This window comes from Reyranella sp. CPCC 100927, from assembly GCF_007859315.1.
In the GTDB taxonomy this organism is placed as follows: domain Bacteria; phylum Pseudomonadota; class Alphaproteobacteria; order Reyranellales; family Reyranellaceae; genus Vineibacter.
In genome coordinates this window covers 113,441-137,064 of the sequence record NZ_VOHA01000019.1, presented here as the reverse complement: position 1 = coordinate 137,064, position 23,624 = coordinate 113,441, and the positions used below count along the sequence as shown (strand labels likewise).

Here is a 23,624-nt window from a genome sequence, read left to right as displayed (position 1 = left end):
GAGAAAACTGTTACCCATGTGGTGAGCACAAACTGTTACCCATGTTGCGGCTGAAGACCTTCGGCCACCTCCCCCACTGCGTGGGGGAGGGAATCACTCGGCCTTGATGCCCTTTTCCTTGATCAAGGTGCTCCAGCGCTTTTCCTCGCGGTCCATCAGGGCGGCGAGATCCTGCGGTGTCGAGGACTGCAGTTCCACGCCCTGCTGGGCGAAGCGGGCCTTCATGTCGGGGTCGGCGGCGATCCTGGCGATCGCCGCCTGCAGCGTATCGATGACCGGCTTGGGCGTGCCGGCGGGCACCACCATGGCCTGCCAGAACACCGTGGCCAGGCCCTGGATGCCCAACGCCTCCTCGACCGTGGGCAGGTCGGGGAACGCCGGCGAGCGCGTGGCGCTGGACACCGCGAGCGCGCGCGTCGCGCCACGCTGCAGCAGCGGCACCGCCTCGAGCGCCGCCGAGAACATCATCTGGGCCTGGCCGGCCGCCACGTCCTGGCCCGCTTGGGCGCCGCCGCGGTACGGCACGACGGCGATGTCGAGGCCCAGCAGGCTCTTGAACAGCTCCGAGGACATGTGGTTGACGGCACCGATGCCCGATGTGGCGATGTTGAACTTGCCGGGGTTGGCCTTCACATGGGCCACCAGTTGCTTCATGTCCTTGGGCGGAAAGGCCGCGGTCACGTGCAGGATGAACGGCGTCACCGACATCAGCGATACCGGCTCGAAGCTCTTCTTCGGATCGTACTGGACGTTGCCTTGCAAGGTCGGGTTGATCACCAGCGACGTGCCGCCGGCGTAGATCGTGTAGCCGTCGGGCGCCGCCTTGGCGGCCAGGTTGGAGGCGAGCGTGGTGGCCGCACCGGCCTTGTTGTCGACGATCACCGAAACGCCCAGCGCCTGGCCCAGCTTGTCGGCATAGGCGCGCGCCACGACATCGTTCACGCCACCCGGCGGGTACGGCACGATCATGGTGATCGGCCGCGCCGGATAAGGCTGCGCGGCGGCCATCGGTGCAGCGGCCATGGCAGCGATGAGGCTGACGAAAAGACGGCGCGTGAACGGCATGCATATCCTCCCTAGACAAAAATTCGCACAACCAGGGCGGCGACGGCCAGGACGCCGATGACGGTTGCCGGCGCCACCCACCGCTGCAACGCCCTGGCGAACCACGCCACGATGGCGCCCAGCAGCAGAACGCCCAGCGCACCGGCGGCGATGCCGGTGGCCACGATCGGCACCAGGATGATCGCGCCGTCGGCCTTGCTGAAGGCGGCCATGATCGCAAACGCCGGATAGACGTTGAGGCGCGACGTCAGCATCACGGCGGCCAGCAACGGCCCCAGCCACCGTTCACGGCCGCGCAGGCCCCACGCCGCGATCGCGATCACGACCAGCCATGCCAGGGCGAGCCCATCGGTGAGCTTCACGCCGTCGTCCTTGTAGGCGTCGACACGGTCACCGGTGATCACGGCGAAGGCGACCAGCGCCAGCGTGCCGACGGCGGCGGCACCGCCACCCCAGCGCAAGGCGGGCCACACGCGGGCGCCCACCGACGTGCCGCCGGCGACCATGAACAGGCCCAGCATCAGCGGAATGCCGGGCGCCTCCATGACCTCCTTGCCGAGGAACATGCCGCTCACCGCCACGGCCAGTATGCCGACGGCACCGAACGGCAGCGCCACCAGCAACAGGCCGCCCAGGATCCACAACAGCGGCGCCCAGCCCGACGACGCCGGCTGCGGCGCCGGATCGGGCGATGGTGCCACGCCTGCCGGCGTTGGGTCGGTGGTCGGCAAAGCCGTCGGCTCTGCCGTCTTGTCGCCGGTCATGGCACCTCAAAGCCCAGGGTTACGGATCCTGCCGGCCGGAATCCGCATCACCAGCAATAGCGAGTCGCCGTGCTGTTGTCGCCCGGTTCCAACGACGCACCTGGAGGGGTCGCAAGACACACTACGGCAGCAGGATCAGGGGCCCTGACGTGGTGCGGCTTTCGAGATCGCGATGGGCCTGCGCGGCGGCACCCAGCGCATAGCGGTGGCGGATGTCGGGGCGCAGGATGCCGCTGCGCAGCGCGTCGAAGACACGATCGGCCATCGCCGTGAGCACCGTCCGGTCTGCAGTGTGGTGGAACAATACCGGCCGCGAGAAGGTCGCGGACTTTTCGCTCAAGGAATCGATGCTGAGACGTTCCAGCGGTCCACTGGCCTGGCCATAGCTGACCCAGTGGCCGCATGGCGCCAATGCATCGAGGTTCTCGCGCGCCGCCTGCACGCCCAGCCCGTCATAGATCACGTCGGCGCCGCGGCCCGACGTGACGTCGTGCACGGCCTGCGCGAAACGGTAGTCGCGGCCCACAATCACGAAATCGCAGCCGCTTGCGCGCGCCGACCGGGCCTTGTCGTCGCTCGAGGTGGTGCCGATCACTCTGGCGCCGAGCGCCTTGGCCCATTGGCACAGCAGCAGGCCGACGCCGCCGGCGGCGGCGTGCACCAGGACCGTCTCCCCCGCGCGCAGGCGGTGCGTGCGGTGCAGCAGGTACTCGGCGGTCATGCCCTTCAGCATCAGCGCCGCCGCCGTCTCATCGTCGACATGGTCGGGCAGCACCACGACCTGGTCGGCGGCCACGGTGCGCACACCGACGTAGGCGCCGGGCGGCGCGCAGGCATAGGCGATGCGATCGCCCGGCAGCAGATGGCCCACGCCGTCGCCGACCTCCAGCACCTCGCCGGCCGCCTCCATGCCCAGGGGCGCCGGCGGCTCGATCAGGCGATACTGGCCCTTGCGCACATAGACATCGATGTAGTTCACGCCGATGGCGGTGTGGCGCACGCGCACCTCGCCGGGGCCGGGCGGGCGTACCTCCAGCGGACGCATCTCCAGCACGTCGGCGCCGCCGAAGCGCGTGGCCACGATGCCTTGCGTCGCCAGCGCCGGGCCGCCGGTGGCACGCACGAGCGGCGCACCCGGGCGACGGCGCAGGAAGGTGCGCAGGCCCTCGAAGCCGCCTTCATAGACGCCCTTGCCCACGAGGTCGGTGAATTCGCGTTCGCGGCCCTTAGGCACGTCGAAGGTCGACTGCCAGTGCCAGAAGGTGCGCTCGCCGTCGGTCACGCGCTTGAGCTGCAGGGTGGCGACGTAGCGCCGCATCGGCAAGGTGGCGTCGAGGATGCAGTAGGTCGAGACATGCTCGGCATCCGACAGCGCCAGCAGCTGTTCGCGGATCTGGTTGCCGTCGCGCAGGCTGAAGCTGCGCACGCAGCCGACCTGGTCGGACGGCTCGTCGTTCTCGATCGCCGACTGGGCCACCGCCGGATGCCACGCGGCATGGCTGTTGAAATCGCGCAGCACCGCCCACACCCGCTCGATCGGCGCATCGATAATGGCGGAACGGGTGACGCGGATCATTCGAGCGGCTCTTTTTGCGTTAAGAGGAAGAGGAGAAGAAGAGAAGATTCACCACAGAGGCACAGAGAACACAGAGGACACGGAGAGAATGGTGCGCAACGAACCATCGCGGCTCTACAGGATCAGTCGCTTTATGCCTTCCTTGAGCATCGGCGCGCCGAAATTCAGCAACAACCCAACCTTCAACTTGCTCAGTTTCAGATAGGTCAGTAGCTGCGCTTCATGAATAGGGATCAATCTCTCGACAGCCTTGATTTCGAGGATAAGGCAATCATCGACCACAATGTCGAGGCGATACGCTTCCAACCTGAGTCCTTTGTAGTCTATGGGCAACGGCACTTGACGCTTGAAGCGAATGTTTGCGAGTTCGAGTTCGCGGCACAGGCAAGCTTCATAAGCAGATTCCAGCAACCCAGGCCCCAGCGCACGATGCACATCGATTGCCAATCCGATGACCCGGTCGGTGAGAAGGTCTCGCTCCACTCTGTGTCCTCTGTGTCCTCAGTGCCTCTGTGGTGAATCTTCCTCTTCTCTTCTCTTCTCCCCCTCTTCTCCACCCTACCGGCGCAGCAGAGACTTCAGGGAGTCGAAGGCGGACTGGAAGACGCCCTGGCCGATGTCGTGGGCGAGCTGGCCTTCGCGCTCGGGGGCGCAGTCGAATTCGGCCCACCATTCGGCGAAGGTGCGGTTGCCGTCGGTGACCGGCGTCAGCTTCAGGGTGGCGATGTAGTTCTCCACCCCCATCGGGCTTTCGAGGATGGAATACGAGCACTGGTAGTCGTAGTCCGACAGGCTCAGCAGTTGCTCGCGGATCAGGCCGCCGTCCTTGAGGCGGAAGTTGCGCACGCAGCCGATCTTGTCGGCGGGCTGGCCACCCTCGATGCGCGACTCGGCCACGAACGGCGTCCAGCCCGCCAGACCGTTGAAGTCGCGAATGCGCGTCCACACCGCATCGGCCGGCGCATCGATGACGGTGGAGGTGTAGACCTTGATCACGGCCTACTCGCCCGGGGTCGTGCGGGCCGGCACCACGGCCTGGCTGCCGCGATCGAGCAGCCCGTGGGCAGCGCGGCCGACATCGCCGCCCTCAATGCCGATCTCGCGCAGCAGCTGGTCGATCAGCGGCGCCTGGGCGCGAAAGCGCAGGGCCGAGTTCACGACGTTGTCGGCCAGGCCGCCGCCGACGTCGGCGGCATCGCCGCGGCCACCGCCGCCGCCCAGCCCGTCGACGTGCAGGATCTTGATGCCCTCGATGCGTTCCATCGGCTTGACGGATTCGCGGATGATGCCTTCGAGCTTGTCGATCAGGCGCAGACGCATCGCCGACAGCCGCGCATCGGCGGTCAGCGTATTCTGCGCCTCGTTCATCAGGCGCGTGCCCTCGGCCTCGACCTCGTGGCGGATGCGCGCCGCCAACGCCCGGATCTTCTCGGCATCCGCCTGTGCCTCGGCCTCGGCGCGCACGGCAGCACCACGGTCGGCAGCGGCGGCCCGCTCGGCGTCAGCGGCGATGGTGAGCCGCAGCGCCTCGCGCTCGGCCTCCTGCTGCGCGCCGATCAGCTCGATCGACTTGCGGCGCTGCGCCATCTCGGTTTCGCGCGCGGTGAAGACGCGCTCTTCCTCGGCCACCGCGATGGCGCGGGCCTTGTCGGCGGCGGCCTGCGCCTCGGACTGGGCGCGGGACTGCTCGGCGATCGCCACGGCACGGGACTGCTCGGCGAGCTCGATCGACTTGCGGCGTTCGATCTCGAGCTGTTCGACCTCGCGCTCCTTGGCGATGCGCTGCTCCTCGATCGCGAGATCGGACGCGATGCGCGCCTGCTCGACCGACTGGCGCGCGGCGATCTGCGCCCGCTCGGCCTCCTGGTCCTTGTCGGCGCGCTCGCGCGCCACCTGGGCGCGCTGGGCGGCGCGCTGGGTCTCCAGATCGCGCTCCTGCGCCAGACGGGCGTATTCCAGCTCGCGGTCGATCTCCAGCGCCTGCCGCTCGGTGTCGAGATTCTTGTTGCGAATCTCGATCATGGTGTCCTGCTCGATGTCGTTGCGGATCTTCTTGCGCCGCTCGATCTGCTCGGTGAGCCGCGTCAGGCCCTCGGCGTCGAAGGCGTTGGAGGGGTTGAAGAACTCCATCGCGGTCTGATCGAGCTGGGTCAGCGACACTGTTTCCAGCTCCAGGCCGTTCTGCAGCAGGTCGGCGGCGACGACGGTGCGCACGCGCTTCACGTAGTCGCCGCGCTTCTCGTGCAGCTCCTCCATCGTCATCTCGGCCGCCACGGTGCGCAGCGCGTCGACGAACTTGCCCTCGACCAGTTCGCCCAGCGCGTCGGGCTGCATGGTGCGTTGGCCCAAGGTCTGCGCCGCCGCGGCGATGGCCTCGTCGGCGGCCTGGACGCGCACGTAGAACTCGCTCATCACGTCCACGCGCATGCGATCGCGCGTGATCAGCGCCTTGTCGCGGCCGCGCGCCACCGCCAGCCGCAGGGTGTTCATGTTGACCGGGATCACCTCGTGCACGATGGGCAGCACGAAGGCACCGCCGTTCATCACCACCTTCTGGCCGCCCAGTCCGGTGCGCACGAAGGCGCGTTCCTTGGACGAGCGCAGGTAGAGCCAGTTGAACAGCCAGACGATGATCGCCACGACAATGGCGATGACGACAAGCGCCAGGATGAAAGTGCCGAATTGGGCGCCGGTCATGGGTGCCTCCCGGTTATCGTACGTTTGTGATTGACGGGACGAGGAAGAGGAAGAGGCAGACTCACCACGGAGGCACAGAGACACAGAGGTTCACAGAGAAGAAAACCCGAGCGCCTGGAGCGCGCAATCAGTCTCCCCTCTGTGCCTCTCTGTGTCTGTGTGCCTCTGTGGTGAGTCTTCGCCATCGCCTACCTCGTGATCTGCTTGAAGCGGCGGGTCGTTTCGGTCAGCGCCTGCTCGGTCGGCAGGCGCTCCATGCTCGAGGCGCCGTAGAAGCCGTGGCACGCCGGGCACTGCGCCAGGATGAACGTCGCATCCTCGGGCGTCGCGATCGGGCCGCCGTGGCACAGGACGATGGTGTCCTGGGCGACGGCGTGCGCCGCCTGGGCCCACGCGTTGATTCGCGGCACGCAGTCGGCCAGCGACAGCCCGCTCTCGGCCCCGATGCTGCCGCCTGACGTGAGCCCCATGTGGCAGACCACGATATCGGCGCCGGCGTGGGCCATGGCGGTGGCCTCGGTTTCGCTGAACACGTAGGGCGTGGTGAGCAGGTCGACCCGTGCCGCGGCGCGGATCATCTCGACCTCCAGGTCGTAGCCCATGCCGGTCTCTTCGAGGTTGCGGCGGAACTGGCCGTCGATGATACCGACGGTGGGAAAGTTCTGCACGCCGGAGAAACCGAGTTCGATCAACCGGCGCATGAAATCATCGACGATCAGGAACGGGTCGGTGCCGTTGACGCCGGCCAGCACCGGCGTGCGCTTCACCACCGGCAGCACCTCGCGCGCCATCTCCAGCACCACCTCGTTGGCGTTGCCGTAGGCCAGCAGGCCGGCGAGCGAGCCGCGGCCGGCCATGCGGTAGCGGCCGGAATTGTAGATCACGATCAGGTCGATGCCGCCGGCCTCTTCGCATTTGGCCGACAGGCCGGTACCGGCACCGCCGCCGATGATGGGCTCGCCCCGCGCGATCATGCCGCGCAGGCGGTCGAGGATGTCCTTACGGGCGATGCGGGGCATGGGTCCTACTCTGGCCAAGACGAGAGAGGAGAAGAAAGAGAAGAATTCACCACAGAGGCACAGAGACACAGAGGTTCACAGAGAGAAGGCAGATTGCGCGCCGCAGGCGCGCGGGCATTCTTCTCTGTGCGCCTCTGTGTCTCTGTGCCTCTGTGGTGAATCTTCTCTTCTCTCATCGGCTACCTCACAACAGCGCGGGTTTGGCTCGCGCCGGCGACCTGGTTGAAGTTGTCGACCAGGGCATCGATGAAGGCCTGGTCGTTGATGTTGTGCGGCAGGCTGACCAGGCGGCGGTCAGCGCCGGTGCGGAAGCCCGATGTGATGACGTCGAACAGCGCCTTGTCGGCGGCGGGATCCCAGAACGGCTGGCCCGGCGCGTCGAGCCCCGAGACACCGCCCTGCGGGATCAGGAATCGCACCGGGCCCTGCATGCGGTTGAGCTTGTCGACCAGGAAGCGGCCGATGCGCGCGCACTCATCGACCGTGGTGCGCATCAGGGTGACGTTGGGATTGTGACGATGCAGCGTACGGCCGCGATGCTGGGCCGGCACGGTCTCCATGGCCCAGAAGTTGATCATATCCAGTGCGCCGCAGGAGCCGACATAGGGCACGCGGCTCCTGGCAAAGACATCGAGCCGGCCCGGGCCGGCCGACAGCACGCCGCCGCCGATCTCGTCGGCGATCTCGGTGGTGGTGACGTCGATGACGCCGGCCAGCAGACCCGACTCGACCAGCTTCTCCATCGACTGGCCGCCGGTGCCGGTGGCGTGGAACACCAGGCAGTCGTAGCGCTCGTCGAGCCGCTTGGTGATCCCCTGCACGCAGGGTGTGGTGAGGCCGAACATGGTGAGCCCGATCGCGGGCTTGGTCGGCGCCGTCGCGGCCGTGCGGCCGGCGTGGGAGATCATGCCGGCCAGCGCATGGGCAGCGTTGGACAGCACCTTCTCCGACACGCTGTTGATGCCCGACACGTCGGTCACCGAATACATCATGCAGATGTCGGACGGGCCGACATACGGCCGCACATCGCCCGAGGCGACGGTCGACACCATGATCTTGGGCGTGCCGATGGGCAGCGCGCGCATCGCCCGGGTCGCCAGCGCCGTGCCGCCCGAGCCGCCGGCCGAGATCACGCCGCCCAGATCGCGCCGGCCCAGCACAAAGCGCTCGAAGGCGATCGCCATCTCGGCCACCGCCGAGCCGCGATCGCCGGTGAAAACCGCGCGCTCGCCACCAGGATGATGGCGCGCCACCTCGCGCGGCGGCACCATCGCCGGCGACGGTGCGCCCGATGTGGCGAGATCGACCGTCACCGTGCGCAGCCCGAGCTTCTCCAGGCTGTTGCGCAGGAAGAGAAGCTCGCGGCCCTTGGTGTCGAACGTGCCGGCGATATAGGCGGCGCGGCCCATGGTGGTGGCGACCGGCAGCGCGACCACGCGCGCCTCGCGGCCGGCGCGGGCCAGGCTGGCAGCGGCGTCCGTCAGCGACGGCGGCTCGGCCGGTGCATCGGCACGCGCGCTGATGACCTGATCGCGCGGGCCGATCCGGGTGTCCGTTGCATTCCAGCGCGTGAAGCCGCGCACGGTGCGCGCGTCAGGTTCGGCCGCCGTCGGCGTGCCGGTGTCAGCCGGCGGGGTATCGTCGGCGCGACGCACCGTGAAGATCTGCGTCTCCATACCGTCTGGCGCATCGGAAGGCGACGGCTCGTCATCGGCCTCGCTGCCTTGCGTCGTGACACCCAGCAACCGCTGCTGCAGATCACGATCGGCGGCCAGTTCGGTCGCCGGCATGATGCGCGCGATGCGGCCGTTCACCATCACGGCGATGGTGTCGGCGACATCAATGGCGACACCGAGATTCTGCTCGACCAGCAGCACCGAGAGCGCATCGTCGCCCAGCGTCTTCAAGGTCTCGGCCACCTGCTCGACGATGACCGGCGCCAGGCCCTCGGTGGGCTCGTCCATCACCAGCAGGCGCGGGTTGAACAGCAGCGCGCGGCCGATGGCCAGCATCTGCTGCTCGCCGCCGGAGAGCTGGAAGCCGCCGTTGCCGCGCCGCTCGGCCAACCGTGGGAAGAGATCGTAGACGCGCTCGATCGTCCACACGCCGCGATGGGCGCTGCGCGCCGCCAGCCGCAGATGCTCGTCGACGCTGAGCGAAGGCCACACGCGGCGGCCTTGCGGTACATAGCCGATGCCATGGCCGGTGATGGCGTGCGGCGGCAGGCCGGTGATCTCGCGGCCCGCCAGCTTCATGCTGCCCGACGCCGGCACCAGGCCGGTGATGGCATTGCACAGCGTGGTCTTGCCCATGCCGTTGCGGCCGACGACAGCCAGGATGCCGCGGTCGAGGGTAAAGGACACATCCTGCACGGCATGCGCGCGGCCGTAATAGACGTTGAGCTTCTCGACCCGCAGGATCGGGCCGGCACCGCCCGGGGCGCGATCGGGGCGCGAGAACCAACTCATGGGCGGCCTCCCCTACCTTCCCCCGCTTGCGGGGGAAGGTGCCCCGAAGGGGCGGATGGGGGGTCTTGCAACAAACTGACCATATCAACCAAGCGCCGCTTGCGTTGCAGCGCCGCCCCCCATCCGGCGCTGCGCGCCACCTTCCCCCGCAAGCGGGGGAAGGTAAAAATTTCCAGCGCCCAAACCATCAATGCCGGCCTCCGCCCATGTAGATGGCGGCGACCTCGGCGTCGCTCTCGATCTGTTGCGGCGTGCCGTGCTTGAGCACGCGGCCGTTGTGCATCACCGTCACCTGCTGCACCACGCGCAGGGCGATGTCGAGGTCGTGCTCGATCAGGATGAAGCCCATGTGCGTCGGCAGCGCCGACAGCAGCGCCACCAGTTCGCGGCGCTCGGCCGGCGACAGGCCGGCAGCCGGCTCGTCGAACAGGATCAGCCGCGGCGCGCCGGCCAGCGCCATGCCGATCTCGAGCTGGCGCTGCTGGCCATGCGAGAGGCTCGACACCGGCCGCTGCGCCACCGCCTGCAGGCGCACGCGCTCGAGCAGGTCCTCGGTCGCGGCGCGCGAGGGGTGCGATCCGCGCGGCCGGCGGAACGCGAAGCGGCCGCGCGCCACGCCGCGCACGGCCAGGAACAGGTTGTCCCACACCGACAGATCGCGGAACAGCAGCGACGACTGATAGGTGCGCCGCAGGCCCATGCGGATGCGGTCATAGGCGGGCACGGCGGTGACATCCTCGCCGAAGAAGCGCACGCGACCCGCCGTGGCCGGGAAGTCGCCGGTGATCACGTTGAACAAGGTGGTCTTGCCGGCGCCGTTGGCACCGATCACCGCGCGCCGCTCGCCGGCCGCCACCGCGAACGACACGTCGTCGATGGCGCGCAGCGCGCCGAACGCCCGCGTCACGCCCTCGAGCTCGAGCGCGTTGCCGGTGGCCAGTTGGGCGGCGGGTGATGCGTCGGTCATGGCACTCTCCCTCCCCCAACGCAGTTGGGGGAGGTGGCCGAAGGCCGGAGGGGGACCCGACGTGGTCTCTCAATTGCGAACACCACGTCGGATCTCCTCCGCCCACCGACGTTTCGACGCCAGGCGTCGAAACGTCGTTTCGGGGCACCTCCCCAACTTCGTTGGGGAGGAAAGACTACGGGCAGCTCGGGACGTCGCGCGAGCCCAGGCCCATCTTGTCGAAGTCGGCCTTGCTCATGCCCAGGCGCTGATCGACATTGGGGATGATCTTCACGACCTTGTTGAAGAACACGCCATCGGCGCCCTTGGTGACCTCGGTGATGTAGGTCGAGCCGATCGCCTGGCGGTTGTCGTCGACCTTGATGTCACCCACGGGGCTCTTGAGCACCAGCTTGGCAAGCGCCTCGCGATACTTGGCCTGGTTGCCGGACAGATCGCCGTTCACCGCTTCCAGCGCGTCGAGCGCCGCCTTCATGTTGAGATAGTACACGGTGGCGAACAGCGAGGGGCTCGGAAAGCCGTCCTTGAAGTTCGTCTTGTAGTCGGCCACGAACTTCTTCCACTCCGGCGTGTCGATGCCGTCGGCCATCGGCCCGGCGGATGGCGTGCCGACCAGCGAGTCGCGGCGCTTGCCCTTGAAGTTCAGCACCGTCTGGTCGACGGTGATCGAGCCGCCGACCATCGGCTTGTCGCCGCCGGCCTGCTCGTACTGGGTCAGGAAGTTCACGGCGTCGGCGCCGCCCAGCACCACCAGCAGCGCATCGACGTCCTGCGGCAGCTTGGCGATCACCGAGGAGTAGTCCTTGCCGCCCAGCGGCACCCAGGCCTTGTGCGTGACCTTGCCGCCGGCCTTGCAGTACTCGGCCATGAAGCCCTGCACCTGCGAGTACGGGAAGGCGTAGTCCTCGGCAATCACCGCCATCTTCTTGTAGCCCTTGGTGGCGTAGGCGTAGGTGCCCAGGCCCACCATCCACTGCGCGCCCTCGGTGTTGAAGCGGAAGAAGTTGGGCGACGGATCGACCAGGGTCGTGGCCTGCGCGCCCGAGCCGCCGTTGATGAAGGTCACGCCGGGCTGCGACTTGGAGTAGTCCTTGACCGCGATGCCCTCCGAGCCCGACAGCGGGCCGACCATGATCTGCACCTTGTCCTGCTCGACCAGCTTGCGGGTGGCGTTGACGGCCACGTCGGGCTTGGCGTCGGACGAGCCCTTGATGATCTCGATCTTCTTGCCGGCCACCATGCCGCCGCGCTGCTTCAGCGCCAGCTCGGCACCGCGCATGCCGTCCTGGCCGCCGGCCGCGAACGGGCCCTCCAGGGTCGCCAGCAGACCGATCTTGATGGTGTCCTGCGCCTGCAGGCTCGCCGGCAGGACGGCAGCGACCGCCGCGCCCGCCAGTGCCCCAAACCACGTCGTACGCCGCGTCATGGATGTCCTCCTCATGTTCTATGAGCGGCCTGCCGGCCGCGCTTGTTGAACGCCTACTGAACGCCAGTCCTTGCCGCCGACAGCGGACCGCGCGAGCCGCCGGCCCGCACGCTCGCGCAGCCATGCCCACCAGCCCAGCAGGCCGTCGGGCGAGAACAGCACGATCACCAGGAAGATCAGGCCGATCACGAGGTTGAAGCGCTCGCGGTCGACCAGATCGATGGCGAAGTTCTGCAGCAGCACGAACACGACGGCGCCGATGAACGGCCCGACCGGATGGCGCAGGCCGCCCAGCACAGCGATGATCAGGATGTTGATCAGCCAGCCGGTGCCGACCGAGCCGGGCGAGATCAGCCCGTTGTACCAGACCAGCAGCACGCCGCCGATCGAGGCGATCACGCCGGCCACGGCATAGGCCGCCACGCGGTGCGCCACCGGGCTGAAGCCCAGTGCGCTCATGCGGCGCGCGTTGTCGCGCACGCCTTGCAGCGCCACGCCGAACGGGGCGCGGATCAGGTACTTCACGAAGAAGTAGCCGCAGAGCGCCCAGAACAGCACGAGGTAGTAATAGGGAACGGGCGATCGCCAATCGACGCCCAGCACCACCGGCGGCACGACCTTCTGAAAGCCCTGGAAGCCGTTGAAGATTTCGTAGTTCTGCTGCGCCAGGTAGAAGAACGCCACGCCGATGGCGAGCGTGATCATGATGGTGTAGATGCCCTCGGTGCGCACCGACAGCCAGCCGATGAAGGTGGCGCTGGCGGTGCCGGCGGCGATGGCGAACAGCACGACCAGCCACCACGGCCAGCCCAGGCTGATCTGCGGCGTGCCGCTCTCGCCCAGGATGGCGACGACATAGCCCGCGATGCCGGCCACGGTCATCTGCGCCAGCGACAGCATGCCGCCGTAGCCGGCGAGGAAGGTCAGCGACAGCGCGATCAGGCCGAGCGCCAGCGCCTGGCCGCCGATCTGGAAGGTGAAGAACGGCGGCACGATCCAGGGGTAGAGCAGCACCGCCGCTAGCACGACGACGTGCCGCGCGCCGATGTGGCGCCACAGACGCTGGCCGTTGATCGCTGGCGGCGTCGATGCCGGCGTCGCCGCGCGACCGGCAGGCGGCGGCACGACGCGACCGCCGGCCCAGTGGCGCGACGTGGCGCTGAAGTTCATGGCCTTGCGCCATTGGGCAGCGCTCATGTCCGCCGCCCCAGGATGCCCTGCGGCCGGAATGCCAGTACCAGCGCCATGATGACGAAGGTGAACATGATGCCGTAGGTCGGCGCGTAGGCCATGCCGAACTGCTCGGCGACGCCGACCAGCACGGCGCCCAGCGCGGCGCCGGTGACGCTGCCCATGCCGCCCACGATCACCACCACCAGCGAGGCCAGCAGATAGCGCGTGTCCTCGCCCGGTGCGATCGACAGTGCCGTGCCGCCCACCACGCCGGCGAAACCGGCGAGCCCAGCGCCGATGGCGAAGGTGATGGCGAACAGCTTCTGCACGTCGACGCCCGAGGCCGACAGCATGGCACGATCATCGACGCCGGCACGGATCATCATGCCCACGCGCGTGCGCACCAGGAACCACCACAAGCCAAAGCCGATCACGATGGCGGTGGCCAACAGCACCAGGCGGTAGGTCGGGAACTTGCCGACGATGGGCAATGGCATTGCGCCGATGATCCAGCCCGGCGGATCGAACTGGTAGATCTCGCCGCCCCAGATCCAGAGCGCAACGTCGGCGGCGACGATCGAGAGCGCGATGGTGGCCATGGTCTGGCGCAGGTCCTGGCCCGGCATGAAACGGAACACGCCGATCTGCAGGACCAGCCCCAGCAGGGCGGCGAACAGGAAGCCCGCCGCCACGGCCAGGAACCACGAGCTGGTGTAGTCGCCCACCACCCAGCCGACATAGGCGCCGATCAGGTAGATCGAGCCGTGCGCCAAATTGACATTGCGCAGCAGGCCGAACACCAGGGTGAAGCCGCTGGCGACCAGGAAATAGAGCGCCGCCAAGGTGAGCCCGTTGAGCAGGGTGGCGAAGAACAGCCGCGCGTTGTCGGCAATGCCCCATGCCGCGAGTGCCAGCAGCGGCACCGCGATCAACCAGGCCCAGGACCAGCGGCGCATCATGGATACCCTCCCCCAACGCAGTAGGGGGAGGTGGCCGTTTCGGTGCTTCGACGCTTTGCGTCGAAGCACCTGAGCCGGAGGGGGAGCCCACGTGGTCTCAGTAACCAAGACCACGTGAGCTCCCCTCCGCCCCTTCGGGGCACCTCCCCAGCAAAGCTGGGGAGGAGAAGATCGCCAGCACTCACCATCACGCCACCGACTGCGACCAGCGGGTGCGCTGGGCGGCGATCTCGGGTTTCTTGTAGAAGACGCCGTCCTTCATCACCGCCAGCATGCGGCGCGGCTCGCGCAGGATGGCGAGGTTGGACAGCGGGTCGCCGTCGACCAGCAGCAGGTCGGCGAGATAGCCGTCCTTGACCTGGCCCAACTCGCCCTCCTTCATCATGATGCCGGCGCCGAGCTGGGTAGCCGATAGAAGCGCTTCCATCGGCGTGAAGCCGAGATACTTCACGAAGTACTCGAGATCGCGCGCGTTCTCGCAGTGCGGCGTGAAGGCGAAGCCGTAGTCGCCGCCCGGCAGCACGCGGATGCCGCGCTTGTGCATCTTCTTCAGCGATTCGGCGGCAGCGGCGAGTTCGATCTCGTAGCCCATGTCGATCGCCTTCTGGCGCGTGATGCCGAACGGCGCCGCGTGCTCCAGCATCGCCACCAGGATGCCGATGCCGGGCGCCACGAAGACGCGATCCTTCCTGGACTCCAGCAGGTCAAGTGCCTCTTCGTCGGTGAAGCTCGCGTGGTAGATGATCTCGACGCCGTGGCGCACGGCCTGCTTGATCGATTCGCAGGAGCGGGCGTGCGCCGACACGCGCTTGCCGCGCATCTTGGCTTCCTTGACGGCGATGGCGACCTCCTCGTCGCTCATCCACGTCGTCTCGGCCGGTGCGCCGGGCACGAAGTTGTCGCCCGACAGGTTGAGCTTGATGGTGTCGACGCCGTACTTCAGGAACATGCGCACGGCGCGGCGCATTTCCTCCGGGCCGCTCACCACGACCCCGAAGCTGAACTCGGGGAACGGCAGGTGCGGCAGGGTCTCGTCGCCCAGTGCACCGGCCACGGTGATCTCCTGGCTGGCGGCAATATAGCGCGGTCCCGGGATCAGGCCTTCGTTGATGGCGTTGCGCGTCACCACGTCCAGCCGCGGCTTGGCGCAGGCGGCGCCGACGCAGGACGTGAAGCCGGCCTGCAGGTAGCGGCGCGCCACGTCGGCCGACCACAGCACGTGCTCCTCCAGCGGCATGCGCTGGATGCCGTCCAAGGTCGCCGAGTCGTTCCACGAGAAGTGCGTGTGCGCCTCGCACATGCCGGGCATCAGGGTAGCGCCGGCGCCGTCGATCACGGTGGCGCCCACGGCCGGGATGGCGCGCGTGCCGCGACCGACACGCAGGATTCGGTTGCCCTGGACCAAGACCTCACCCGCGAAGGGCGGCGCACCGGACCCGTCGATGATGCGCACGTTGGTGAACAGCACGTTCGTCATCGCTCGCTCCCTTCATTGACTTCCCTCCCCCAACGCAGTTGGGGGAGGTGGCCGTTTCGGTGCTTCGACGCTTTGCGTCGAAGCACCTGAGCCGGCGGGGGAACCGACGTGGTCCTGGTTACCGAGACCACGTCGCCTCCCCTCCGCCCCTTCGGGGCACCTCCCCACTGCGTGGGGAGGAAATACGCGCATAGAACCGCCGCAGCGCGTCGGTGCATTCGGCGGGCTTCTCGATCGTGGTCCAGTGGCCGCAGCGCGGCAGGATCTCGACGCGGGCGCCGGATATGCGCTCGCCGATGGCGCGCACCGCCTGCGGCGGCGCGACGGCGTCCTCGTCGCCGGTCACCATCAAGGTCGGACAGGTGATGGCGGCGGCATCGGCGGGCTGGGCCTGAGCCAGCGCATCGCACGACCGTGCGTAACCATCCGGACACTGGCGCATCAGCGACTCGCGCACCATCGCCACCGCCGCGGGCTGGCGCGTGCGGGTCTCGCCCGACATCGCGCCCTGCACGATGGTGTCGGCGATCGCCTGCATCCCCGCCGCGCCTTCGCTGCGCGCCTTTTCGCCGCGCGCTGCGAGCCCCGGACGCGCCACATCGGGCGGCGCCAGCAGCGGACCGAACAGCGCCAGGCTGCGCACCAGCCGCGGCATGGCGACGGCGAGATGGAAGGCCACGATGGTGCCCATGGAATGGCCGATCACGTGCGCGCGCTCGACATGCGTTGCGGCACAGACGCGCTGTATGGCCTGCACGAAGCGGTCGATGGACAGCGGGCCTTCGACGCGCGCCGAGCGGCCCGAGCCCGGCAGGTCCGGCCGCACGGTGCGATGGCGCGCCAACAGCGGCATCAGCGGCATCCACACATTGGACGTACCGCCCAGGCCGTGGATCAGCAGCACGTCCTCGCCCGTTCCCTCGACCTCGACCGCGATGCGCTCGATGAACTGGGTGGTCATGGGACGTGCCCCACCCGCGCCCTTTTGCGTCGTCCTGAGCGAAGCGAAGGACCGTGCGGTGCGTCGCTCACACAGGCTGGTGCAGCCTGAGGTTTGAAGATTTCACCACAGAGATCCGCACCGGCTACGCCGACCACAAGGAATGAAACGGCGCACGGTGGTCTGGGCAGACGCTGGGGGCGCGCGACTCCGTCGCGCGTCTTCGTCTGGATCGACACATGACGCGCCACAGAGTGGCGCGCCCCCAGCGTGTGATCGACCCGCCTTGGCCAGTTTCCTTTCAGACACAGAGACACAGAGGAGCACAGAGAAGAATTTTCGCGCGCCGGAGGCGCGCAGCTGGCCTTCTCTCTGTGTTCCTCTGTGTCTCTGTGTCTCTGTGGTTTGCCTTCTTGCGATTGTTCAACCACGCAACCGCACGTGATCAGCGCACCGCAGGGTCCTTCGCTTCGCTCAGGACGACGGGGAGTGTGTTGCATCATCATGCGCCTAAGCCACCGACAGCCGACGGGCCTGGCCCGCGACCTCGGGTTCCTTCACGAACTGGCCGTCCTTCATGATGGCGAGCAGCCGCTTCGGGTCCTGCAGCACGGTGATATTGCCAAGCGGATCGCCGTCCACCAGCAGCAGATCGGCGAGATAGCCCTCCTTCACCTGCCCCAGTTCGCGGCCGCGCATCATGATCTCGCCGCCGTAACGCGTGGCCGCCACCAGCGCCTCCATCGGCGTGAAGCCGAGATACTTCACGAAGTACTCGAGGTCCTTGGCATTGGTGCCGTGCTTGATCCAGGCGAAGCCGTAGTCGCCGCCGGGCAGGATGCGGATGCCGCGGCGATGCATCTTCTTCAGCGTCTCGCAGGCGATCTCGAGCTCGCGGTGATAGCCCATGCCGGCGGCCGCCTCGGGCGTGATGCCCCACTCGGCGGCGTGGTACGACGTGTTGACCAGCCAGGCGATGCCGGGCGCCACGAAATGGCGATCCTTGACCGCCTCCAGCATGTCGAGCGCCTCCTCGTCGGCGAAGCTGGCGTGGAAGATGATCTCGATGCCGTGGCGCACGCACTGCTTCACCGACTCGCAGGAACGCGCGTGCGCCGCCACCCGCTTGCCGCGACGCCTGGCCTCGGTGACCGCCATCGCGATCTCGCCGTCGGACATCGGCGTGAACTCGGCCGGGATGCCGGCGATGTATTCGCCCGACAGGTTGAGCTTGATGGTGTCGACACCGTATTTCAGGAACATGCGCACGGTGCGGCGCATCTCCTCGGGGCCGTTGACCACGGCGCCGAAACTGAACTCGGGGAACGGCAGGTGCGGCAGGGTCTCGTCGCCCAGGCCGCCGGGCACGGTGATCTCCTGACTGGCGGCGAGATAGCGCGGGCCCTGGATCAGGCCGGACTCGATGGCGTTGCGGATCACCACATCGAGCCGCGGTTTGGCGGTGGCGGCGCCCAGGCACGACGTGAAGCCCATGTCGAGGTAGCGCCGCGCGATGTGGGCGCACCACAGGATGTGCTCCTCGGTGGGCATGCGCTGGATGGCGGTGAGGCCGGGCTGGTCGTTCCACGAGAAGTGCGTGTGCGCTTCGACCATGCCGGGCATCAGGGTGGCGCCGGCACCGTCGACGACGGTGATGCCTGACGTCGGCAGCGCCCGGCTGCCGCGCGCCAAGCGGGCAATGCGGTTGCCCTGCACCAGCACCTCGCCGGCAAACGGCGCCGTGCCCGACCCGTCGAGGATGCGCACGTTGGTGAACAGCACGTTGGCCATGGCCGCACCTATTGGACCGGGTTCACGAGGCTGCCGATGCCGTCGATCTCGATACGCACGCGATCGCCGCGGCGCAGGAACTTCGGCGGATCGAAGCCGATGCCGACACCCGAGGGCGTGCCGGTGGCAATGATGTCGCCGGGATAGAGCGTGATGCCGGCCGACACCGTCGCGATCAATGTCGGGATGTCGAACACCAGATCCTCGGTGCGCGCGTCCTGGCGCAGTTCGTCGTTCACCCAGCAGCGCACGCGCGTGTGGGCGCCGTCGAGCTCGTTGGTGCAGACAAGCCACGGTCCCATCGGTCCGAACGTGTCGAGCGATTTGCCGATCAGCCACTGGCGGTGGCGCTGCTGCAGATCGCGCGCCGTCACGTCGTTGAAGATGGTGTAGCCCCAGACATGCTCCATGGCGCGCGACGGCGTGATGGCGGTGCCGCCCTTGCCGATGATCACGGCCAGTTCGGCCTCGTAGTCGATCGACGACGACAGGTGCTGCGGGATGCGAATCGGCGCCTCCGGCGCGATCACGCACTGCGGCACCTTGGAGAAGAAGACGGGGTACTCCGGCACCGCCTGCTGCGGCGCGCGGGGCGTGCTGTCGTAGCCGCTGGCGGCGAACTCTTGCGCATGCGCCCGGTAGTTGATGCCGACGCAGAAGATGTTGCGCCGCGGCGCCGGGATCGGCGCGTCGAGCGTCACCGCCGACAACGGCAAGGCCGGTCCGGCCGGCTTGGGAAACGGCGCGCCGGCGGCCATGGCGTCGACAAGCGCCAGCGCGCCCACGGTGTGAGCGCTTTCACCCAGCGCAAGCGGAACGACATTGCGTGAGTCGGCACTGAGCTGACCGACATGCCGGCGCCCCGCCCACCAGTAGGCGGCGATCTTCAACGTTTCCACCCGTGCGCGGCCTTGGCAATGGCCAAGGTCACGGCTTGCTGTTATTGGATGAGCCGCGCGTACCAAGAGAGGCCACGCATGAGACGCGCGTCTCACGACTTTCGTAAAGGCTAGGGCGGGGGTTCGACCCTGTCAAGAAACGCCATGTCCGCCCGGTCTCGCCGCACGCTCACCTTGCCGCCCGCCGGCGACAACGGCGCCCGTGCCCGCACGCATCAACGCCTGCTGGCGGCGGCGATGCAGCTGGTGCGGCGCGGCCGCACGCCGTCGGTGGCCGAGGTTGCCCTGAGCGCCGGCGTCTCGCGCGCCACCGCCTATCGCTACTTCCCCAACCGCAGCACGGTGATCGCCGCCGTCGTCGCCGAAAGCCTGGGACCGGTGCGCCGCTACGAGCCACGCGCCCGCGATGGCCAGGCCCGCGTGCGCGAACTCTTCAGCCAGACCTTCCCGCGCTTCAAGGAATTCGAACCGCACATGCGCGCGGCCTTGCAGCTATCGCTGGAGCACGAGTCGCTGGATCGGGTCGGCCTGCTCGAGGAGCCGCGCTACCGCCGCGGCTTCCGGCGCGATCTGCTGCGGCGCGCCGCGGCGCCCCTACGCGCGGCGCTGGGACGGCGGCGCTTCGACCAGCTCCTGAAGGCGCTGTCGATCGTCTACGGCATCGAACCCTATGTCGTGCTGAAGGATATCTGGGACGCCAGCGACCGCGAGGTCGAGGACATCGCCCGCTGGATGCTCGATGCGCTCATCGCTTCGGCGCTGCGCGAAGCGGCCGCCACCGGCGGCAACGCGCATCGGGTGCGACAACGCAAAGCACCTGTCGCAGCACTGAAGAAAACCGCCCTAACGCACTGACCTTACGTCTATTTGCACCATTCGACTGCAAACTGATATCGCCCAAAATGGGTATTGTCGGCGTTGACCCAACCCCGGGTGACGCGCAGTTTGCGGCTGCACGCCACGCTAGGATAGGTACGAGGGCTGCCGTGAAGACCTTCCATGTTGAATCCGATCATGAGGCACTGCACCGGGGGGTATGGTACCGCCCCGGCGTTCTGGTGATCCTCGAGGACGGTGAAGGTCTTGCCGTGTATGCGGCGCCCGGCGGCAAGCGCGGCGCTTGCCTGGGCACCTACACGCACGCCCAACTGGATGCGTCCAAGCCGCCGCAGGGCCTGCGTTCCACCGCGGTGCCGCAGGCCGCCTAGTCTAGCTCGTCACCCGAACCCGTCTCGCGCCCGGAGATCGATGTTGTCCGCGATGCGCTCGCGCGCTGGATGACGGCGCGCGCGGCCATCACGGAACAATAGACGGCAGCCTCGGCTGCCAGGCCGAGTCCCACGATGCTGGCCGCCAGGACGGGCATCGGATTGCGGTGCATTGCCTTCCTCACTGTTACGCCTGTGCTTAACGCTTCCAGGACAAACCGGGTTCCGACCGATGGCACGCCGGAACCGCCACCGCCTGGAACCGTTGACTGAGCAGGCACTGAGCGTGCCGCAAGGAGGATGCGCCGATGAATTCGATGCGATCGCTGGTGGTGCTGCTGTCCACGGTGCTGGTGGCCGGGGCCCTTGCGGCCTGCAGCAGCCACACCGAGCGCACCGTCTATGTCCCGGCCGCCGAACCCGCGCCGCCGCCGGCAACGACGGTGGTCGTGCCCGCGCCCACGTATTCCCGATACTAGCAAAACGCTACGCCGTCGCGGCGCTGCGGGTGGCGAACGGCCATCCGCAGCGCCGCCGTTCTTTTCTCCGCGCAGCGATCACAGCACCGATCTTTCGACACGAACCGGCAGCGATGCGCTACCGTCGCGCATCTGCCGGAGAGTGTCATGACATCGGAGCTTGTTCGTCTCACCGCCACCGACGCCGTCGCCCTGTTGAAACGGCGCGAGATCTCACCGCTGGATCTCATCGACGCGGCCGCCGCGCGCATCGCGGCGGTCGAGCCGCACGTCAATGCGTTGCCGACCCTGTGCCTGGACCGCGCGCGCGATCACGCCAAGCGGTTGATGGCCAACCATGATCGCGCGGCGGAAGGCGAGCGCGGCTGGCTCGCGGGCCTGCCGGTGGCCATCAAGGACCTCGCCGATGTCGCGGGTGTGCGCACTACCTACGGCTCGCCGATCTTCAAGGATCATGTGCCGGCGACGTCGCATCCGCTGGTCGAACGCATCGAGCGCAAGGGCGGCATTGTCATCGCCAAGTCGAACACGCCTGAATTCGGCGCCGGCGGCAACACCTTCAACGAGGTGTTCGGCCGCACGCTCAATCCCTGGAACACATCACTGACCTGTGGCGGTTCGACCGGCGGCGGTGCCGTGGCGCTAGCGACCGGGGAGGCCTGGCTGGCGCACGGCTCCGACCATGGCGGCTCGCTGCGCGGGCCGGCAACCTTGTGCTCGGTCGTCGGCCTGCGGCCGTCGCCGGGCCGCGTCACCCGCGGCACCAGCAACAACCTGTTCTCGCCGTTGTCGGTGCAGGGACCGATGGCGCGCACGGTGCCTGACCTGGCGCTGGCGCTCGATACCATGGCCGGCCCCTGCCCGCTCGATCCGCTGACCTTCGATGCGCCCGTTCAGTCATTCCAGGATGCCGTGGCGCAGTCGCCGGCACGCTGGCGCATCGCGTTCACGACCACCTTCGGCGGCGCATTGCCCGTCGACCGCGAGACGCGTGAGATCTGCGCGCGCGAAGTACGCCGCTTCGAAGAGGCCGGCTGCATTGTCGAGGAAGCGTTTCCGACACTGGGACCGGTCGACGAGATCTTTCTCGCCCTGCGCTCACAGCATTTCGTGGTCGAGCGCGAGTTGCAGTTGGGAACGCACCGCGACCAGCTCAAGCCCGACATCATCTGGAACACCGAGCGCGGCCTGCAGCAGACACCAAGCCGCCTGGCGTGGGCGGAGCGCGAACGCGCCGCGCTCTACCGGCGCTTCGCCGCGTTCTTCCAGACCTACGACGTGCTGGTGACGCCCGGCGCCGCGACGCCGGCCTGGGACGTGAGCCTGCGCGCCCGCGATGTGATCGACGGCGTGAAGCTCCACAACTATATCGCGGGCAGCGGACTCACCTCCGCCATCACGCTGACGTCGTGTCCGGCCGTCTCGGTGCCCTGCGGTTTCGACCAGTTCGGCCGGCCGGTCGGCCTGCAGATCGTGGCGCCGGCGCGCGGCGAAGCACGCGCATTGCAGGTTGCCGCCCTGTTCGAGCGCATGACCGGCCTCGACCGCCTGCTGCCCATCGATCCGCGCCCCGGCATCGTGCCGCCGGGATAGAGGTTTCCCGTCGTCCTCTCGTTATATGACAAATTTGTTGCAGAGGTCGATCCGAGCACGTTAGCTGGCGCAAACGAGGGGGAAGCGATGCGCCATGTCTTTCGTGTTTCCTGCCTGTCCATCGTCGCGAGCCTCGCGGCCGGGCCGGCCTTGTCGCAGGGCAACCTCAACGTCTACTGCTCCGTGCAGGCCGAATGGTGCGCGCTGATCGCCAATGAATTCCAGAAGCACGCCGGCGTGAAGGTTGCGATCACCCAGAAGGGATCAGGCGAGACCATTGCCCAGATCAAGGCCGAAGCCGCCAATCCCAAGAGCGATGTGTGGTTCGGCGGCACCGGGGATCCCCATCTTCAGGCCGCCGAAGACAACCTCACCGACAGCTACAAGTCGCCGGCTTTGCCGTCGCTGCACGCCTGGGCGCAGAAGCAGGCGGCCGACTCCGGGTACCGCACCGTCGGCATCTACGCCGGCGCGCTGGGCTTCGGCTACAATACCGAGCTGATCGCCAAGAAGAAGATCGCGCCACCGGCCTGTTGGGCCGACCTGCTGAAGCCGCCATTCAAGGGCGAGATCCAGATGGCCAATCCCAACTCGTCCGGCACGGCCTATGTCGCGATCGCGACGCTGGTGCAGGTAATGGGCGAGGACAAGGCCTTCGACTTCCTGAAGGCAATGCACGCCAACATCAACGCCTACACGCGATCGGGTACGGCACCGATGAAGGCCGTGGCGCGGGGTGAGACGGCCGTCAGCATCAGCTTCGTGCATGACGGCGTCACCGAGGCGCTGGCCAGCTTCCCGGTCAAGACGGCCACGCCCTGCGAAGGCACCGGCTACGAGATCGGCTCGATCAGCATCATCAAGGGCGCCCGCAATATGGCGAACGCCCGGAAGTTCGTCGACTGGGCGTTATCACCTGCCGCCCAGCAGCTGGGCGCGCAGGCCAAGCAGTTCCAGGTGCCGTCCAACAAGGATACGCCTGTTCCCGCCGAGGCGCCGAAGTTCGCTGACATGAAGCTGATCGACTACGACTTTGCCAAGTACGGCAGGACAGCCGAACGCAAGCGCCTGATTGCGCGCTGGGACACCGAGATCGGCGCGCTGGCCAAGTGACCCCGTTCAC

Annotated in this window: 22 protein-coding genes; 5 read left to right on the top strand and 17 right to left on the bottom strand. The window is 67.8% G+C overall.

The features are described from left to right. Window positions 1-93: 93 nt before the first annotated feature. From FQU96_RS32800 to FQU96_RS32725, 16 genes are all read right to left on the bottom strand, one after another. Window positions 94-1,065 carry a tripartite tricarboxylate transporter substrate binding protein gene (locus tag FQU96_RS32800; protein ID WP_146545608.1) on the bottom strand — a complete coding sequence of 324 codons (972 nt, stop codon included), beginning with the start codon at window positions 1,063-1,065 and terminating at the stop codon, window positions 94-96. Window positions 1,066-1,076: 11 nt separating this feature from the next. Continuing rightward, a complete protein-coding gene (locus FQU96_RS32795; RefSeq protein ID WP_146545607.1) occupies window positions 1,077-1,829 on the bottom strand; it encodes a hypothetical protein in 753 nt (250 codons plus the stop codon). 121 nt (window positions 1,830-1,950) lie between these two features. After that, window positions 1,951-3,405, bottom strand: coding sequence for an SRPBCC family protein (locus tag FQU96_RS32790; protein WP_146545606.1), 1,455 nt, complete (start codon window positions 3,403-3,405; stop codon window positions 1,951-1,953). Window positions 3,406-3,519: 114 nt separating this feature from the next. Further along, the gene (locus FQU96_RS32785; protein WP_146545605.1) at window positions 3,520-3,888 is read right to left on the bottom strand and encodes a GxxExxY protein; all 369 of its coding nucleotides are present in this window, start codon (window positions 3,886-3,888) and stop codon (window positions 3,520-3,522) included. A 75-nt stretch (window positions 3,889-3,963) separates the two neighbouring features. Continuing rightward, window positions 3,964-4,401 carry an SRPBCC family protein gene (locus tag FQU96_RS32780; protein WP_146545604.1) on the bottom strand — a complete coding sequence of 146 codons (438 nt, stop codon included), beginning with the start codon at window positions 4,399-4,401 and terminating at the stop codon, window positions 3,964-3,966. 3 nt (window positions 4,402-4,404) lie between these two features. Beyond that, complete coding sequence (locus FQU96_RS32775) at window positions 4,405-6,102, bottom strand: flotillin family protein (protein ID WP_178130847.1); 1,698 nt, start codon at window positions 6,100-6,102, stop codon at window positions 4,405-4,407. A gap of 188 nt (window positions 6,103-6,290) precedes the next feature. Further along, a complete protein-coding gene (locus tag FQU96_RS32770) occupies window positions 6,291-7,121 on the bottom strand; it encodes a phosphoenolpyruvate hydrolase family protein (RefSeq protein ID WP_146545603.1) in 831 nt (276 codons plus the stop codon). 179 nt (window positions 7,122-7,300) lie between these two features. Next, window positions 7,301-9,589: an ABC transporter permease gene (locus FQU96_RS32765; protein WP_146545602.1), complete on the bottom strand. Its 2,289-nt coding sequence runs from the start codon at window positions 9,587-9,589 to the stop codon at window positions 7,301-7,303. A 187-nt stretch (window positions 9,590-9,776) separates the two neighbouring features. After that, window positions 9,777-10,556 (bottom strand): ABC transporter ATP-binding protein, encoded by a 780-nt coding sequence (locus FQU96_RS32760; protein WP_146545601.1) that lies wholly within the window; start codon window positions 10,554-10,556, stop codon window positions 9,777-9,779. 175 nt (window positions 10,557-10,731) lie between these two features. Then, window positions 10,732-11,982: an ABC transporter substrate-binding protein gene (locus FQU96_RS32755; protein WP_146545600.1), complete on the bottom strand. Its 1,251-nt coding sequence runs from the start codon at window positions 11,980-11,982 to the stop codon at window positions 10,732-10,734. Window positions 11,983-12,000: 18 nt separating this feature from the next. Further along, window positions 12,001-13,179 carry a branched-chain amino acid ABC transporter permease gene (locus FQU96_RS32750; protein WP_255468679.1) on the bottom strand — a complete coding sequence of 393 codons (1,179 nt, stop codon included), beginning with the start codon at window positions 13,177-13,179 and terminating at the stop codon, window positions 12,001-12,003. Continuing rightward, entirely contained in the window at window positions 13,176-14,114 is a 939-nt protein-coding gene (locus FQU96_RS32745; RefSeq protein WP_146545599.1) for a branched-chain amino acid ABC transporter permease, read from the bottom strand. The genes FQU96_RS32750 and FQU96_RS32745 overlap by 4 nt, the downstream gene beginning before the upstream one ends. Before the next feature lie 187 nt (window positions 14,115-14,301). Then, a complete protein-coding gene (locus tag FQU96_RS32740; RefSeq protein ID WP_146545598.1) occupies window positions 14,302-15,591 on the bottom strand; it encodes an amidohydrolase family protein in 1,290 nt (429 codons plus the stop codon). Window positions 15,592-15,709: 118 nt separating this feature from the next. After that, complete coding sequence (locus FQU96_RS32735; RefSeq protein WP_146545597.1) at window positions 15,710-16,552, bottom strand: alpha/beta fold hydrolase; 843 nt, start codon at window positions 16,550-16,552, stop codon at window positions 15,710-15,712. A gap of 489 nt (window positions 16,553-17,041) precedes the next feature. Beyond that, window positions 17,042-18,322, bottom strand: coding sequence for an amidohydrolase family protein (locus tag FQU96_RS32730; RefSeq protein ID WP_146545596.1), 1,281 nt, complete (start codon window positions 18,320-18,322; stop codon window positions 17,042-17,044). An 8-nt stretch (window positions 18,323-18,330) separates the two neighbouring features. After that, window positions 18,331-19,221, bottom strand: a complete 891-nt coding sequence (locus tag FQU96_RS32725; protein ID WP_370461582.1) for a fumarylacetoacetate hydrolase family protein — start codon at window positions 19,219-19,221, stop codon at window positions 18,331-18,333. Window positions 19,222-19,365: 144 nt separating this feature from the next. Here FQU96_RS32725 and FQU96_RS32720 point away from each other — a divergent pair, with 144 nt between their 5' ends. Continuing rightward, window positions 19,366-20,076 (top strand): TetR/AcrR family transcriptional regulator, encoded by a 711-nt coding sequence (locus FQU96_RS32720; protein ID WP_146545594.1) that lies wholly within the window; start codon window positions 19,366-19,368, stop codon window positions 20,074-20,076. A gap of 131 nt (window positions 20,077-20,207) precedes the next feature. After that, entirely contained in the window at window positions 20,208-20,429 is a 222-nt protein-coding gene (locus FQU96_RS32715) for a hypothetical protein (RefSeq protein ID WP_146545593.1), read from the top strand. Here the strand turns inward: FQU96_RS32715 and FQU96_RS42330 are convergent. Further along, complete coding sequence (locus tag FQU96_RS42330; protein ID WP_178130846.1) at window positions 20,426-20,602, bottom strand: hypothetical protein; 177 nt, start codon at window positions 20,600-20,602, stop codon at window positions 20,426-20,428. The genes FQU96_RS32715 and FQU96_RS42330 overlap by 4 nt on opposite strands. A gap of 135 nt (window positions 20,603-20,737) precedes the next feature. Here FQU96_RS42330 and FQU96_RS42325 point away from each other — a divergent pair, with 135 nt between their 5' ends. The 3 genes from FQU96_RS42325 to FQU96_RS32705 all read left to right on the top strand — a co-directional run bounded on the left by FQU96_RS42325 (window position 20,738) and on the right by FQU96_RS32705 (window position 23,614). Further along, window positions 20,738-20,908 (top strand): hypothetical protein, encoded by a 171-nt coding sequence (locus FQU96_RS42325; RefSeq protein ID WP_178130845.1) that lies wholly within the window; start codon window positions 20,738-20,740, stop codon window positions 20,906-20,908. 147 nt (window positions 20,909-21,055) lie between these two features. Then, window positions 21,056-22,501 carry an amidase gene (locus FQU96_RS32710; RefSeq protein ID WP_146545592.1) on the top strand — a complete coding sequence of 482 codons (1,446 nt, stop codon included), beginning with the start codon at window positions 21,056-21,058 and terminating at the stop codon, window positions 22,499-22,501. An 87-nt stretch (window positions 22,502-22,588) separates the two neighbouring features. Then, the gene (locus FQU96_RS32705; protein WP_146545591.1) at window positions 22,589-23,614 is read left to right on the top strand and encodes an ABC transporter substrate-binding protein; all 1,026 of its coding nucleotides are present in this window, start codon (window positions 22,589-22,591) and stop codon (window positions 23,612-23,614) included. Window positions 23,615-23,624 lie beyond the last annotated feature (10 nt).